Raw genomic sequence first — 16,578 nt, 5'->3', positions numbered from 1 at the left:
AATTTCCTAATGCCTCAATTTAAAACGTTTATTTAAGCGAATGGTCTCAATAAGGGCACAATATTTATCGGCAATACATATGATCATAGCCTCTTTACTTTTAGGGATTTTCGTAATATTCAGCGGCCACATATGGCTGCGGATAGCTTCTTGTTCTTTCTCAGATATCCCAAAGTGTTTTACTGCATTATCGCATGCAATATCAGGGTGATCAAAACCATGGGTTTTGCGGGAAGAATCACCATCATGCCAGTCATAGAGGTATAAATCGTGAAACATTGCAGCTTCTATCAGTTCCTTTTCATCCGCATTAAGATGTAATTTTTCGTTAATCAGGTAACTAATCCATGCTACATTTTCGCAGTGTTCCAATGTGGTAGTTGTACCATGCTGAATATATTGATCCATTTGCTTTACCACATCGGATTTATAATAGTCTTTGATCAATTCCATAAATTGCTTTTCACGAAGTTGTTTTGCTATCTTATTCTTACGTCCTGGAAGTTTAAAAACTGCAATACGCTGAATGGCTTTCTTATAAATAGAATTCTGATTGCCATAAACTTTTTCAACAATGTTGGTCATATGATTTTGAAATTCCTCATCTATGGAAGCAACATATTTTTGGAAATCTGTAAGGGACGATATAGTTAATGTGGTATCTACAGATATAAGTGAGACAAGGATTAGTGCCAGAATATCTAGTAAAAATTCAGGTAATGAGGAAAGTCCTCTGTCCACCAAAGGGATCATAACTTCCATCACTAATATTCCGGCAACACCAAAGGCAACGGAAGTTGGTACACTGGTCCTTCCGTTAATATTGAGAGGAATATCGCTATAATCCCACCACCGTGCCTTGAACCATTTTTCAAGCACCCATGATGTAGGATATTCTAAAATCATACTTACAATGAATCCAAGTATAAAAATTATCCACCACTCCATTTTTGGCAGATAACCAGGTTTTATTAAATCATATATCAAAAACCCTAGTAGTGCTCCAAAACCATATATGGGGCAAATCGGACCATAAAGGAATCCCCTGTTAGCCCACTTATGTTCATGTATAGTGCAATATACACTTTCCCAAATCCATCCAAGAAAGCAAAAAATAAAAAAGGCAACTATATATCTGTTCAACACCATCCCTCCCTTTCTTCCTGTCATATTGATACAGCATAGAAAGTTTCAAGTTGATCAGATTTATACCCTCACCCCTCTGCTATTTTGAAAAAACATATTACTCTTAATCATGATTATACCAAACGTCATAATATTTTCAACGCAAAACACCCTCGATATGTTCCCTGAAATACATATCGAGGGCATAGCAGATTTGTTTTCGTCATATCCCCTTTTTAAATAGCCAATATTATACCCCTAAAGTCTATTTCGAAAACTCGTTGATCTTAACTTATGCAAGACTTATACTCAAAAGCTGTTATTCCATATATTCTTTTAAAATACTTATTTAAATGGGTCAAATCGACAAAACCACATTCTGCGACTGCTGAATAAACATCTTTATCTTTTTCTATCAATTGCTTTGCACGTTCAACCTTACAGTTTAGAAAATACTGATAGGGTGAAATTCCTACATTGGCTTTAAACATCCTGATAAGCTGAAATTTTGAAAGACCAAGTTCACTCGAAATTTCGTCAAGTTTTAAGACATTTCCCAAATTGGAATGAATCCTTTCTTTGACTTTTTTGACCATGTTATTTTCCTTCCTGTAGTACATAAAAAGATCGCTCTCAGTTAAGGTATCGACAAGAGATAAAAGCAACTCACTGCACAATGCTTCATCACTTCCACTTAAAATCTCATAAGAAAGATTCAATATTCTTTGTCGAAGCAAATAATTGTAAACAACGGGTGAGGAAAACCGGACTATATCCTTTTTTTCACTAATCTCTAACAACAACTTTGGATCAATATATAGCATAACATAATCAATACCTGTCTCATCATGTGCCATGCCGTCATGCGGCTGCTCCGGATTAAAAAGCATAACACCATTTTGACAGGAAAATTGATGGCTTCCAGCTAAGTTATACTCTTGGATGCCTCGTAATGTTACACCTATTGCATACTCCTTATGGGTGTGCTTTTTATATTTAAAATCCGTAAAACTTGCTGACAATGCAGTAATCCCTGCAGCCTTTTTATAGATAAACCGCTCCATAGGAATCACCTCTTTATTAACTCAACTGCTCCCGATACCATGAACGCAGAATAAACTAAAAACAGTGCCATAACTATATTAACAATTTTTTGATGTTTCTGCAAAAACTTTTTAAATACTGAACCGAAGAGAACCCATGTAATAAATGCCAGAAATCCTATCAATGTTATAACACTTACAAATAATGCAAGTTTCATAGGTTCTCTATAATATGGTATCACAAAACTTGGAATGACTGTCATTGTAAACAGGACGACCTTTGGGTTTACAAACTGCATCAAAATACCGGAAGCAAAAGTGCCTGTTTGTATCATCGCCTGTTCCGATACCTCCATTTTGTATATCTGATAAGCAAGATAAAGCATATAGACACTTCCAATGATCTGCATAACAACCAAAATTTTTGGTATGACTGCTACGAGTGTCGTATTCAAAACAGCAGAAATACTAAGTAAGAAACCAAAAGCAACCGTTGCCCCATAGCAATATTCGAGTGCCTTTTTCGTTCCCAAATTATAGGCTGTAGACAGTATAACAATATTTGTGGGCCCAGGAGTAAATGTAACGATAATACAGTAGATCAAAAAAGATGTAACATTCATAATTTCAACTTCCTTTACAAAATTTTTATAAATTATACATCTTATAATTGATATCATATAGTATATTATTGCAAAAAAAGCCAACAATCCTCAGATTGGATTGTCGGCCTTTCGTTTTCTCTATAATCTATTTGAATAATTTATGCATATCTTTTTGAAGCAATGGTACCATACTGTTTTTATATCTTGATAGCTCTTCCACTGCAGCCTTAATAGTGTCACATAGTTCTACCCTATATAACACAAGCTCATGGAATGCTCCAAGGTACTGTCTTACAACACCCGTTTTATGGAATGACATACAATACGTTATATCAAGATCATAATCTCTACTTTCTAATTAGGGCATACATTTTCATATCCAAAATCTCACCATTTTTTACTGCATTGCTGCGCAAAGTTCCTTCATACTGGAACCCAGCTTTTTCAAGAACTCGGCACGATCCCACATTATGAGCAAATGGTTCAGCAAAAATTCTTATGATATCAGAATGTTCAAATACATATTTACATGCCTGCTTAACGGCACTTGTGGCATATCCCTTCCCCCAATAGGACTCACCTATATAATATCCCATTTCCGCAGTTCTGTAGTGGATATTGTCACATCGGAAAATACCTATACTTCCAATAACATTATCATCCAATGTAATTGCAAAGGCAAAGGTTTTTGACGAATCAACGGACAACATGGCAGTAATAAATTCTTCCGCATCTTTTTCTGTATATGGATACGGCAAACCATCCCGTAAGTTGTTCAGTATCTTTTTGTTGTTCAAGATCTTTGCAAGATCGGATTTATCATCTAATTTCCATTTTCTTATGACACAATCCATCCATAACACCTCTCAAATCAGGATAAATTTCTTAAAACCTTTCTAAATTTACTTATATTGATAAAATAATAACTTGCAATATCATTACTATCCCATATTGGGCTCTCCGGTTCTGCCTTATTTTCTCCGGTTATCATCAGAAAAGTATTGTTCGTACGAAATTATACATTCATTTATACATCAATAACATCTGCTTCTATATTAGGCGTAGCCTTTGGAATAAAAAACAAATCTCCGATATGCTTTTGAATTTTTAGCTTAGTTGTTATCTCATTCCTCTTACAAAAAATTAAGATAATTCATCAAAAATTATAACGCTAATTCATTAAGAACATAGTTTAAACTCTCAATAAGTATATAAAAGGGACAGTTCTTTTAACCTTTACTCATGAAAGCCAAAAGGACTGTCCCTTTTGATGAATAAGGGTTTTGAGACATGAAACCCTTATTCATCAATCAAAAATTATTCTACAACTTTCTCTTTCATCTTTTTAATCAACTCTAATACTCCTGCTTCCACCTTTTTAAGGTCTTCTTCTTTGGGTGCTCCTTCAAACTCTACAGAATCAATGAAATCCCACTTCATCTTATTTCTTTCAATGATTTCTTTCAGTTCATTTTCTGCTCCGCCAGACCATCCATAGGAGCCAAATCTGAATGCCACTTTACCTGTAATCTTCTTTCTGCCAGCTTCATTTAATGCTTCTGCAACCGGTGGGAAAAGCTTGTATTCATAAGTAGGTGCCGCAACGATCACTGCTGCTGATCTAAACACAGTCGCCACCATTTCACTTTCACTTTCCAGTGGCATTTGCAGCTTACTATATTGGATACCTTCTCTTTGAAGTACGCTTTCAGCACGTTCAATGGCTTTGGCGGTCATACCATACATGGAGCCCCATAAAATTGTAACTTCATTCTTGCCTGCACCTTCAGCATATCTGCAAAATCTGGTATAGTCATCCATGATTTTCTGAGGATTTTTTCTATAAACTGGGCCATGTCCAGGCGCTATAGTCCTTACATCCAGCGTTTTTGCTTTCTCTATTGCCTTTTTGACACTGGTTGTAAAAGTAATCATTACATTGGAAAAATACCTCATTCCTTCGGCTTCAAAATAATCGATCTCTTCAGAAGTCAATTCATCATCAAAAACATGGTCTCCCATCATACCAAATGCTCCAAACATGTCACATGAGAAAAGGGTTTTAGTAGAGCTTTCATAAGTGTACATGGTATCTGGCCAATGAACATTAGGTACTGGATGGAAACTCAATACCTTGCCATTTCCAAGATCAAGGGTATCTCCTTCTTTCACAATCATGATCTTATCTTCATTATAAAAAGAAGATACCATCTTTGCAGCTTTATCAGTACATACTATTGTAAAATCATCCTTAATTTTTCGGAAATTTGAAATCCATCCTGAATGGTCAGGTTCCATATGATTAACAATCAAATAATCGATATTTTGGGGATCGACACCTATTTCTCCCAGACTCTTATAAAGGGTTTCAGGTACCCCGTCCCAACCAATAACGCCATCAATGATTGCAGTCTTTTCTCCCTGAACAATGTAGGAATTAAGAGTCACTCCATTAGCAAGCTCCCACATCCCTTCAAATAATATATCCTCAACATTCATTGTAAGCATATGTATTCCATCTGCTATTTTTAACTTTTTCATCAGCATTCCTCCTAAAACTTATAGTATTTAAGTTGTTGACTCACAATTAAGCGGATATACATGTTGATCCTTATTAGTAGTAACATTATCATATCACTAACTCGGCCTTCCAGCAACTAAATCGCCTGCAAAACTCTGAAAACACTCGTAACGATTTATTTAATTCCGTTAGATGTTCCATTTTCATTAATTTATTATCTATACTTTTCTGAAAAAAATACATCTATACTTAACAGATTCATTTCAATTACATAATAGTTTTTTTCACATAACTAAATTTTATAATATTCAATGAAGAATAAATTGAATATTATATTCGCTTTTGCTACAATTCAAATGAATTGAAAATCAAAAAGGAGAATGACCCTATGAGAGTCGAAAAAGTTATGGATGATGATAAAACGAAATATATGGATTTACTACTTATTGCAGATGAACAGGTAAGTATGATCGAAAAATATTTGTATCGTGGGGAAATGTTTGCCTTGTATGATGATGATCTTAAAGCCCTTTGTGTTGTCACTAAAGAAGGCGAAGGAATTTATGAAATTAAGAATATGGTTACCATTCCAAAATATCAGCGGAAAGGTTATGGGCAAGCGCTTATTTCATTCATTGTAAATCACTACAAGAACTCAGGTACCGAGTTATATGTCGGCACTGGCAACAGCCCCATGACACTGAATTTCTATGAAAAATGTGGATTTAAGCCATCACATGTTGTTAATAATTTTTTTATACACAATTATGATCACCCTATCTACGAGAATGGAAAGCAATTGGTGGATATGATTTATCTAAAAAGATCGCTCCGTTAAGTCTTAAATCATAGCTTTGCTTAATTTCTTAAAATATATCTCCTATATCTCCAAAAATACTCCATGCCAACTCTGCAATCTTGTCTCACTCCCATTTTAAATAAATACTCTCGGTATGTTCTTACGAATCTATATCGAGAGTATAAATCCAATTATGGCACAATTTACTTCCTGTTTGTGACAGCATAACAGTATGTATTCGCGAATTTACTTAAGAATATTATTTCCCTTTATGTTTCGCTTTCCTCTTTTCCTTTCGTAATGCATATTTGCGTTCCTTTTCAGCTTCTTTTTGCTCCCGGCTTTTAATCTTTCTCTCATTTTTATTCTGTTCATATTGAAGTTTTAGAGCTTGCTGAGCTTTTGTACCTATCCCTTTATTCTCTAATTGCCTGTTAATTTCCCGTTGCAGGCGCTTCGGATTGCATTTTCGTTCTTCAATCCCATCGCATTTAACAGGCGGGCTAAATTTCAGTCTATCCCAGTTTTTAAGTAAGAAATCATATACCTCATAATCCTTAGGCTCTGCTCCAAAGGTAATTTTGCAGACTTCATATTCGTCACAATCAATGCGTTCATATAAACCTATCCAAAAAGGATTTTCAAACAAAACAGTTAAGCTGATTTTGGTGCCCATAATATCAACCTTCTTTGAACTGGCTTTCAAAGGAATCAAGCCATTCCAGAAGAGTTTGATAGAGCATCCGTTGCTGCTCAAAAATCGTTCTTCCCACCAGAGGGATATCGGCATAGTTAACAGCATATTCATCATTGGTTTGGGCAGAAACAGTAATGCTGTTTCGCAACTTTTTTACTAACTCTAAAGCATGTTCCTTATCAATTTTATTAAGATTAGTAATGACAAGATTGAAGTCAAATATAAAAGATATATGCTGGTCAGCATAAAGATTCATAAGTTCCTCAAACAAATAAATCGAGAATAAATTCCATTGATATCATTATTTTCAAATTTTTTCTTTAAGTCAATGCAATCTTAAAATTCTATTCTATAGTACAATCCTATAAGTAATCCATGCAAATTAAAAAGGGTTTCCTGACACGACCATCTCTGGCATAAATCCAAGAGAAAGGTAAATGTCTGGTAACCCTTTATGATATACATACTTCTTTATTTATTCGATTCTAATATAGATCTTATGTACTCAATACAACTCAAAATGATGAAATTGATATCTTTTGCTCCCCACTAATCATTTAAATACTTATTATATAATAGCCTCCTGCAAACTCTCACTGGATGCTTTAATATTTTTCATTAAATGATTCATGCCTTCGATGCTTGCATTATGTTCTTCTAATGTTGCCAATAATTCTTTAGTTGCAGAACTATGCATCTGTGAAATATTTGATATACTTTCTATCTCTTCTCCTATATGTGAAAATAAATCAGCGACATTTCCAATTCTGCTAAATTCGTCAGTAATATAATTTACAATATCATCAAAAGTCTCCTGAATCATTTCAAAACTCTGATCAACCGTGCCGGCAATCTTCTCTCCATCCTGAGTCGCCAATTGTACCTTACTGACTTCATCAAGAACATTTTTTACTTTTTCTTTTATTTCATATATGATCTGGTTAATCTGCTTTACCATCAAAGCACTTTGCTCAGACAACTTTTTAACCTCATCAGCCACAACCGCAAAGCCTTTTCCTGATTCCCCTGCTCTGGCTGCTTCTATGGCTGCATTTAAAGCAAGTAAACTTGTTTGATCTGCAATTTGTGTAATACCAGACAGGAAATTGTTTATTTCATCCATATGCTCACTCAGTTCCTGAACGGTGGCCACAGATGTTGTAACTCCCTGATTAATCACAGCCATCTGTCTGTCCATTATATTCACTTTATCAGAGCCTTCTGTTACTATGTTGCCGGCATCCACAGAAACACTTTTCAATTGATCTGAGAATTCTGTCAGCTCAGCTATCTTCTGATCTGCCTCTTTGATCATTTGGCTGATCTTTGAAACGCTTTTACTCTGTTCCACTATCTCTTCGATTATTTCTTGAGTGGCAGATGTGATCGAAGAACTTATTTCACGAACTATATTAAGATTCTCATTACCTTTGGATACATCAATATTTAAAATCGATGTGTTCGCCTTAATGGCATCAATAGTTTTTTGCAGTTCATTTAATAACTTCTTTGATTGAGCCCCATTCTCATTAGCATCCTGGATCAGTTTTGCACCAGTTCTCACCAATATAAATAGCACAGTCGTTATTAATGCCTGTAAAATATCAGGAAATAGGTAAGCTTCGATGTTTAAACCTGGAGTCATTATATGCAATATTATTATAGCTGCATTAATAATAACTCCAACAATAATAAAAATCCATTGATTTAAATACAATGCAGCAACACTGATTGGCAACATCGCTAAAACAAAAGTACCTTCGCCTAACATGAACAGTAAAGGAAGTACCTGTATTAATGCTGATGCAACCAATACATAACTTGCTGCAGCCTCCTTCTTTTTATATCTTAAATATAAAGCCAGAAAAGATGATAGAATTGTTACTAAAAGAGGAATAATGCTTGAAGCTATTGTTCGCGTAACAATTCCTGCAATAAGCATTACAAAGCCCAGCACAAAAAACACACTGTTCAATACTTTGTTAACTCTGATTACATGTTTTACCAACGAATTGTCCTGCATACTTCTCCCCCCAAATACCATCTGATAATTAAATGAATGTAATGTTTTATTTGTAAATTAATTATAGTAAAAATTCTAAACTGTGTAAACAGATATTTTGTGAGTCGAATTTCCCATTTTACTTTTCAATGATGCAATGCTTTTTATACTGATCTATATCTATTATTTATGGACATTTCGTTGATCAAACAGGCCATAACTCAATAATTAAGGGAGTATCTTATTTCCTGATATACATAAGCCAAAAAATTCTTTAATAACAGTAGCATTTTTTAATTCTGAATGATCGATTAATTCTTTAATCTCATCAACCGTATATGCTGCATTTAAAGAACTTAAAAATCCAGGGCGAATTTCTTTTGGCTTAGTTGTAAAATATATGGGCCATTTGAAATAACAGCATCAAAAGAATCATCTGAAAATGGCATCTGCATGCCATTGCCTTCAATATAACTCGCTCTGTTTTCAAAACCATATTCTTTTGCATTTTTCTTAGCAACTTTTATCATTTCACGGCTTATTTCACATCCGGTAAGTATTGCACCAGAGCATCTCTTAAGTAACTCCAAGCCCACATAGCCAGGTCCAGGGCCTATTTCCAGTATATTTCCTTTTGTAATGCCTGCTTTGACATAATACTTCTCCTATTTATTTTAATATTTTTAGTCCATTAACTTTTCTAAAAGCAAAATAGTCAGTACTGAGTATAATTATGCTCAACACTGACTATTTGTCGATAAATTATTTGAAAATTAACACTTATTTCTCCCAGCTGACAAAAAGGGCAGAAACGATGAAGTTGGAGGGGTAACACCTATACATCCAAGCAAGTTAAAACTTCTATTAAGGCATTTGATATTTCATACAATAAAGCTTATTTTAGTCTTAAATAATCCAGTATATTCTCACTCTTACATCAATATGGCATCTTAAATTCATTATAGTAAAAAAAAGGACACTTTTCAGTGACTCATACGTACAGTATGCCAAACAATCACTGCAAGTGTCCTTCTCTTATATAAGTAAACAGCCTAATCAATCTCTTTGCTTATCCCATAATCACTTCTACAAACACATCTTTACGATCTACGATTGGAATAATGTTGCTTTCAATAACTTCACCATCTACAATTACTTCTTTTACTCCCTTTTGAACATTTGAAGGATTCTTTACCTGAATATGATAATTCGTTCCACGGTAGTATCTTTCGAGACAAAAATCACCAAAACCTTCTGGTACACAAGGATCAATCATGAGACCGGAATGGGTTGGACGAAGACCAAGAATATATTGGGATATATTCACGAAGGTCCATGCAGCGGTTCCGGTTAACCAACTGTTCTTCGCTTCCCCATGTCTTGGCGCATCAGCACCGGCAATCATCTGTGAATATACATAAGGCTCAGTACGATGAATTTCGCTGAATTCTTCTACATAAGCCGGACATGTTTTGGAATAGATTTCAAATGCTCGGTTACCGTTTCCTACCACTGTTTCTGCAATAGATACCCAAGGGTTATTATGGCAGAAAATTCCTGCATTTTCCTTGTATCCCGGTGGATATGAAGTAATTTCTCCAAGTTCCAGATGATATCTGGTATAAGCTGGCTGGAGAATCATAATACCATATTTCGTGTCCAGTTTCTCTTTTACAGATTTCAACGCCTTCTGAGCTAATCCTTCTTTTACACCAATTCCAGCCAGAACACAGAAGCCCTGAGGTTCTATGTAAATCTGCCCTTCTTCGCATTCCTTGGATCCAACCTTATTGCCATAAGCATCGTAAGCACGAAGGAACCATTCACCATCCCATCCATAATTGAGAACGGCATTATACATGGTTGCTACTTCACTGCGAGCTCTTGCGGCTTCATCATGGTCTCCCATCAATTCTGCCAGCTGCGCATATTCCTCTCCATATTTTACAAACATACCTGCAATGAAGACAGATTCAGCAACTGGACCTTCACTGGGGCCATAAGTCTGGAAAGACTCTCCAGGATGCTCTGAGAAACAGTTCAGATTCAGACAATCATTCCAGTCTGCACGTCCAATGAGCGGCAATCCATGAGGTCCTTTATGAGTAATTGTAAAATTAAGAGAACGTTTAAGATGCTCCATAAGAGGCGCTGCTTTGTCCCAATCATTTTCGAAGGGAACCGTTTCTGTCAGAATAGAAGTATCCCCCGTTTCCCTCACATAGGCACTGGTGCATGCAATAAGCCAGAGAGGATCATCATTAAAGCCACTTCCTATATCGGAATTCCCTCTTTTTGTTAAAGGTTGATACTGGTGATAAGCACTACCATCTTCAAACTGAGTAGAAGCAATATCGATGATACGTTCCCTTGCTCGTTCCGGTATTAAATGTACGAAACCAAGGAGATCCTGACAGGAATCACGGAAGCCCATACCTCGGCCTATACCTGATTCATAATAAGAAGCTGAACGAGACATATTAAAGGTCACCATACATTGATATTGGTTCCATATATTTACCATTCGATTCACTTTGTCATTGGCAGAATGAACTTGATAACGAGAAAGAAGCTTTTGCCAATACTCTTGAAGATCAGCCAGAGCTTTATCAACTTGCTCAGAAGTCTGGTAACGCTGAATTAAGTCGTATGCTCTTGCTTTATTAATAATTCCTGGTTCAGTGAATTTTTCTTCTTTTGGATTTTCAATATACCCCAAAAGGAATATAAATTCACGGCTTTCTCCGGGAGCCAGGGTGATATTAATCTCATGGGATGCTATGGGCGACCAGCCACTGGCAATGCTGCCTGTACATTTTCCTGATTCAACAGCTACCGGGGAATCAAATCCTCTGTAAGGACCAAGGAAATCATCCCTGCTGGTGTCAAAACCATCTATAGGAGAATTTACAGAGAAAATTGCGTAGTGATTGCGACGTTCTCTGTATTCCGTCTTATGGTAGATCACGGAGCCTTCTATCTCAACTTCTCCTGTGCTTAAATTACGCTGAAAATTCTTCATATCATCATCAGCATTCCACAGACACCATTCCACAAAAGAGAACAAGGTTAATTCTTTCGCTTGGTTGCTCTTATTGGTTAAAGTTAGTTTATTGATTTCACACGAATCTTTTTGAGGAACAAAGCAAAGAAGGGAAGCCTCTATTTCATTTTTAGATGAATGGAATCGGCTGTATCCAAGTCCATGACGGCATTCATAGGAATCAAGAGGAGTTTTGGTAGGCTGCCAACCGGGATTCCAGACTGTATCACCATCCTTAATATAATAATATTTACCGCCTGTATCGGTTGGCACATTATTATAGCGGTAACGGGTCAATCTCAGAAGTTTAGCATCCTTATAAAATGAGTAACCACCACAGGTATTGGATATTAAACTAAAAAATTCATCGCTCCCAAGATAATTAATCCATGGAAGGGGCGTTGTAGGAGTAGTAATTACATACTCCATGTTTTTATCATCGAAATAACCGTATTTCATTTTATACTCCTCTCCTTAAATAAGTAATAGTCGTAAGCTTAATACGATAAACTATTATAGCAATATTCGTTGAATAGTGTAAATATTATAAATATCTAATAATTAAGTATATTTATAATATAATGTGCACAATTGTAAAATACTTACATATGCTTCGTAGAGCATTTTTGTTATTAATGCTAAAATGCAAAAAAACTGCAGTTTGGAAACTTGAAGGTTTGTCATTAAAACGCCCTTTTTCCCATATTGGATTAATCTATCTGATTAGTAAATAATACTATAATGTAAAATTTTTTGGGACACTTCTAATCAATTTTCATATGATTGCCTAAAAACAGTATCAAAACACGTTTTTAATGTTTTGAAAATAAAATCAATCAGGAAGTTTTTTTCCACACTTTGGACAAAAATCAAATGTTACATCCACAGGTTTTCCACAATACGGACAAAAAGAAGCCTTTGGTCCATTTTTTTCGAGAATTCTCTGACTGGTTGGGGCTTTTTCTCCATATTTCTCATTGAAGGGATCAGATTCTTCATTTTCATCTACTATATCCACAATAGAATAACGATTTTTTGAAGTTACGTTATGATAATTGTAAATCGCAGTGTAAATCATCATTCCGATAAATACGAGTCCAAAGGGAATCATAAACCATGCACCAATTAACCCAACAAGAATACACCAAAACACTCCAAACAAGGCTACACCAATTGATCCCACCATTCCCATCTGTGATGGGCCTCTTCCAGGTTTTATGCTTTTCATAATTACACATATTCCTTTCTTTAATTAATGTTTAAAATCACTCATTGACAATTTCCATAGTAGCATCTTTTAGTCTGCAGTATAAGTAGTCATCTCCATCTTCTTTATATGTTTCAAAAGTACCTTGCACCACAATTTTCGTACCTTCTTGCGGATATTCGTCCGGATAAACATGGCTACCATCTCCCCACACAAACTCTATCCCTTGGGAACAGCAAGCCAATGCATCTTCTATAAGACAGTAATGATAATATTTTTTTGTAAGATCATAATAAATCGTATAATATTTTCCCTCTAAGCGAAAGGTTTTTCCAACGTACTCATCAGACTCAAATACCATCTGGTATACCATGGCATACACCATATCACTGCTCATTTTCGTAAGGTCATAGTCCACATCACTGACTTCATTTTCGCTTTTTTCAGCGCTGGCATTCCATTTTTCCATATCACCCTTTGATTGGTTAGAAGGTTCTATTTCTAAGTTCGTAGAGTTGTTTTCTGTTTCTGTCTGTTCAATTAATTGATCAATGACCTGATCCACATTGTTCTGGTTAATAACCCGGTTAACCACAGCCTCATCATTACTACATCCGGCCAGTATTAAAAGCAGGAATAACGCAATCATGATTTTTACACACTTCATAAAGCACATCGCCTCCTTAATATATTTCCAATTACAGAGGCCAATACATATGCCACGATATTAACAGCTACAATGGTTGACCCTACAGGAGTTCCTCCAAGAATGGAAATAAGCATCCCAGTTAATGCGCAAAATACAGACACTATCGCTGAACAAATAGTAACACTTTTAAAACTCTTAAAAATTCTCATAGCTGATAATGGAGGAAAAATAACCAGGGCAGAAACCAGCAAAGATCCAACCAGATTCATGGCAAGAACAACAATAACAGCAACAATCACAGCAATGAGCAAGTTGTATATCCCTGCTTTTGTTCCTGTGGCCTGTGCAAAGCTTTCATCAAAAGTAACTGCAAAAATCTTATTGTAAAACAAGATGAATATGGATACTACAAACACCGACAACACTGCACTTAACCATACTTCTATCTTCGTCAATGTAAGAATCGAAGTGGAACCAAACAGAACGGTGCACACATCCCCGCTTAAGTTAGTGGAGGTAGAAAATACATTCATGAGTAAATACCCTATGGCAAGGGCACCGACTGAAAACATGGCCAATGTGGCATCACCTTTAATTTTGGTATTTTGTCCCGTTCGTAAAAGCAGTATGGCACAAACAACAGTAATCGTTAAAATTAACGGCATATTGTTTGTGACTTTTAAAGATGTCGCAATGGCCATAGCTCCAAAGGCTACGTGGGAAAGCCCGTCTCCGATGAAAGAGAAACGCTTCAGTACCAAAATCACACCAAACAAAGATGAACAAAGAGCTATTAATATACCTACAATGACCGCATAACGAACAAAAGGATATTGCATGTACAGTGAAAGTTTGTCAAAGATCGTACTCATAACCTCCACCTCCTTCTTTTCCTGTAAGTATACGCCACATCTCACTCTTCAAATATTCTTCTTTTGCTCCAAAAAACATTCTTTTCCCAATATGTAGAATATGGCTTGCATGTTCAACTGCTGCCTGAACATCGTGAGAAATCATTATAACGGTAATGCCATCACGATGGTTGAGTTCATCAATCAAGTGATATAATTCTGATGACACTCTGGGATCAAGTCCTGTAAACGGCTCATCCAAAAGCAATATTTTTTGAGTCGCACATAAGGCACGGGCCAGCAAAACCCGTTGTTGCTGGCCTCCAGAAAGTTCACGATAACAACGTTTTGATAAGTGACTGATCCCCATCTTTTCCATCATTTCGTCTACAAGCTGTTTTTCCTTTCTATTGTAAAACATACGAAGGCCACTTCTTCCCTGACAGCCTGAAATCACGACTTCTCTCACCGATGCAGGAAAATCTTTTTGCACAATGGTTTGTTGGGGCAGATATCCGATCTCATTCGGAAGAAGTCCATCCCCTGTATTCACTTTCCCCTGAATCGGTGGTTGTAACCCCAGAATCGTCTTCATAAGTGTACTTTTACCAGAACCATTTTCCCCTACAATACACAGGTAATCTCCGGCATTAACCGAGAAATTAAGGCCCTGCAAAACTACTTTTCCATCATACCCGACCGATAAATTTTCACAACTTAGCTGTGCCATTGGAATACCTCCTTATTTCAACGCTTCTTTCAGTACTTCCAGATTTTGTTCCATTACCGAAAGATAGGAAATTCCGTTTTTTACATCCTCGCCAGTTATGGATTGCATAGAGTTCATAGAAAGTATCTGTTGATTCTTGTTTTTGGTATTTGAAACCACAGTCTCTGCGATATTATGCTTCGTGCCATCTATTTTCAACACGCTGTTTAAACCTAACTCATCCACTTTGTTTGAAAGAAAAGTAATTGTTTCAAAACTGGCCTCAGTTTCTGCGGAACATCCAGAAAACGCTGCGTAATAATCAAAATTATAATCATCTACAAGATAACGGAATGGAAAACGATCACCAAAGAGTAAGGTTTTATTTACTGCATGGTCAACTACTTTCTGATATTTCGCATCAAGAGCGGAAAGCTTTTTAATATATACCGATAAATTTGTCAAATAGTCGTCTTTATGTTGAGGATCTTTTTCACATAATTGAGTAGCAATCTCCCAACAAAGTAACTGAGCATTTTTTAAAGAAAGCCATATATGCTCATCGAGTTCATGGTGTTCTTCTTCGTCCTTGTGACCATGTTCTGATTCCGTTTCATGATCCATTTCATGACTATGCTCTGACTCGGCTTCATAATCTATTTCATTTTCATGGTTATGCTCTAAATCTGCCTCATTTTCATAGTCATGATCTGAATCCTGCATCCCTTCAACGATTTCCTCTTTTTTTACTAAGTCGCCCAAAGCGTTTATCAGATTAATAACCACCATATCCTTATTAACTGCATTTTTTAAAGCATCTTCAACCCATCTGTCAGATTCTCCCCCGACATAGATAAACATGTCACAAGTGGAAATTTTGATTAAATCATCAGCCGTAGGCTGATAACTGTGAAGATCCGCCCCATTGTCAATAAGCATCGCAATTTCCACATAATCGGCATCATCACCAATAATTTCTCTTACCCAATCAAAAACCGGAAAAATCGTTGTGACGATTTGAAATTTCTCACTCTGCTGATTTTGATGAATTATACTGGTACTGCAGCCGGACAGGTATAAAACAGACATTGTTACAATTAAAAAGAAAGAAATATATTTTTTCATAATCAAAATCCTCCATATTCTATTTTTTTATGATAGAAAATAAGGAGGTTTAATCAACGATCTAGTCGGACTTTTAGTGAAACAAGCGTAAAAAAACCTACATAAGGCGTATTGTCCCCCTTATTTTGGACAAAAACTCACTAATGCTTAATATATCTTAGAATTTCATATTAATTTTTCTTCACCCTAATTTGATTCTACA

17 protein-coding genes are annotated in these 16,578 nt (G+C 35.9%); 1 reads left to right on the top strand and 16 read right to left on the bottom strand.

Translation table 11 applies throughout. The features are described from left to right. Positions 1–6: 6 nt before the first annotated feature. From JOD07_RS13835 to JOD07_RS13810, 6 genes are all read right to left on the bottom strand, one after another. On the bottom strand, positions 7–1,143 hold the full coding sequence (locus JOD07_RS13835; RefSeq protein ID WP_330636335.1) for a putative ABC transporter permease: 1,137 nt from the start codon (positions 1,141–1,143) through the stop codon (positions 7–9). 269 nt (positions 1,144–1,412) lie between these two features. After that, a complete protein-coding gene (locus JOD07_RS13830; RefSeq protein ID WP_158739934.1) occupies positions 1,413–2,189 on the bottom strand; it encodes an AraC family transcriptional regulator in 777 nt (258 codons plus the stop codon). Positions 2,190–2,194: 5 nt separating this feature from the next. Next, the gene (locus tag JOD07_RS13825) at positions 2,195–2,791 is read right to left on the bottom strand and encodes a LysE family translocator (protein WP_204614369.1); all 597 of its coding nucleotides are present in this window, start codon (positions 2,789–2,791) and stop codon (positions 2,195–2,197) included. Positions 2,792–2,918: 127 nt separating this feature from the next. After that, positions 2,919–3,092 carry a hypothetical protein gene (locus JOD07_RS13820; protein ID WP_204614362.1) on the bottom strand — a complete coding sequence of 58 codons (174 nt, stop codon included), beginning with the start codon at positions 3,090–3,092 and terminating at the stop codon, positions 2,919–2,921. 28 nt (positions 3,093–3,120) lie between these two features. Further along, a complete protein-coding gene (locus JOD07_RS13815; RefSeq protein ID WP_158741650.1) occupies positions 3,121–3,627 on the bottom strand; it encodes a GNAT family N-acetyltransferase in 507 nt (168 codons plus the stop codon). 463 nt (positions 3,628–4,090) lie between these two features. Next, positions 4,091–5,314, bottom strand: coding sequence for an FprA family A-type flavoprotein (locus tag JOD07_RS13810; RefSeq protein ID WP_204614361.1), 1,224 nt, complete (start codon positions 5,312–5,314; stop codon positions 4,091–4,093). 368 nt (positions 5,315–5,682) lie between these two features. Between JOD07_RS13810 and JOD07_RS13805 the strand changes: the two genes are divergently transcribed. Then, the gene (locus JOD07_RS13805) at positions 5,683–6,132 is read left to right on the top strand and encodes a GNAT family N-acetyltransferase (protein ID WP_158741648.1); all 450 of its coding nucleotides are present in this window, start codon (positions 5,683–5,685) and stop codon (positions 6,130–6,132) included. A gap of 220 nt (positions 6,133–6,352) precedes the next feature. On the opposite strand, the gene JOD07_RS13800 is transcribed toward JOD07_RS13805, so the two are convergent. The 10 genes from JOD07_RS13800 to JOD07_RS13755 all read right to left on the bottom strand — a co-directional run bounded on the left by JOD07_RS13800 (position 6,353) and on the right by JOD07_RS13755 (position 16,376). After that, positions 6,353–6,769: a YjdF family protein gene (locus JOD07_RS13800; protein ID WP_158741647.1), complete on the bottom strand. Its 417-nt coding sequence runs from the start codon at positions 6,767–6,769 to the stop codon at positions 6,353–6,355. A 4-nt stretch (positions 6,770–6,773) separates the two neighbouring features. Beyond that, positions 6,774–7,046 carry a hypothetical protein gene (locus JOD07_RS13795; RefSeq protein ID WP_204614360.1) on the bottom strand — a complete coding sequence of 91 codons (273 nt, stop codon included), beginning with the start codon at positions 7,044–7,046 and terminating at the stop codon, positions 6,774–6,776. A 312-nt stretch (positions 7,047–7,358) separates the two neighbouring features. Then, positions 7,359–8,813 carry a methyl-accepting chemotaxis protein gene (locus JOD07_RS13790; RefSeq protein WP_204614359.1) on the bottom strand — a complete coding sequence of 485 codons (1,455 nt, stop codon included), beginning with the start codon at positions 8,811–8,813 and terminating at the stop codon, positions 7,359–7,361. Between the two features lie 335 nt (positions 8,814–9,148). Next, entirely contained in the window at positions 9,149–9,382 is a 234-nt protein-coding gene (locus JOD07_RS15525; RefSeq protein ID WP_243429339.1) for a class I SAM-dependent methyltransferase, read from the bottom strand. Positions 9,383–9,861: 479 nt separating this feature from the next. Beyond that, complete coding sequence (locus JOD07_RS13780; protein WP_204614358.1) at positions 9,862–12,294, bottom strand: glycoside hydrolase family 94 protein; 2,433 nt, start codon at positions 12,292–12,294, stop codon at positions 9,862–9,864. A 373-nt stretch (positions 12,295–12,667) separates the two neighbouring features. Further along, positions 12,668–13,063 carry a zinc ribbon domain-containing protein gene (locus tag JOD07_RS13775; RefSeq protein WP_158741643.1) on the bottom strand — a complete coding sequence of 132 codons (396 nt, stop codon included), beginning with the start codon at positions 13,061–13,063 and terminating at the stop codon, positions 12,668–12,670. Positions 13,064–13,100: 37 nt separating this feature from the next. After that, positions 13,101–13,709 (bottom strand): hypothetical protein, encoded by a 609-nt coding sequence (locus tag JOD07_RS13770; protein WP_158741642.1) that lies wholly within the window; start codon positions 13,707–13,709, stop codon positions 13,101–13,103. Next, on the bottom strand, positions 13,706–14,563 hold the full coding sequence (locus JOD07_RS13765) for a metal ABC transporter permease (RefSeq protein WP_180322480.1): 858 nt from the start codon (positions 14,561–14,563) through the stop codon (positions 13,706–13,708). Before JOD07_RS13765 ends, JOD07_RS13770 begins: the two co-directional genes overlap by 4 nt. Beyond that, positions 14,547–15,272, bottom strand: coding sequence for a metal ABC transporter ATP-binding protein (locus JOD07_RS13760; RefSeq protein ID WP_158741641.1), 726 nt, complete (start codon positions 15,270–15,272; stop codon positions 14,547–14,549). Before JOD07_RS13760 ends, JOD07_RS13765 begins: the two co-directional genes overlap by 17 nt. A gap of 12 nt (positions 15,273–15,284) precedes the next feature. Then, positions 15,285–16,376 (bottom strand): metal ABC transporter substrate-binding protein, encoded by a 1,092-nt coding sequence (locus tag JOD07_RS13755; protein ID WP_204614357.1) that lies wholly within the window; start codon positions 16,374–16,376, stop codon positions 15,285–15,287. Positions 16,377–16,578 lie beyond the last annotated feature (202 nt).

Source organism: Defluviitalea raffinosedens (assembly GCF_016908775.1).
GTDB lineage: Bacteria > Bacillota > Clostridia > Lachnospirales > Defluviitaleaceae > Defluviitalea > Defluviitalea raffinosedens.
The sequence above is the reverse complement of the archived record's forward strand: the minus strand, read 5'-3'. Positions and strand labels throughout refer to the sequence as shown.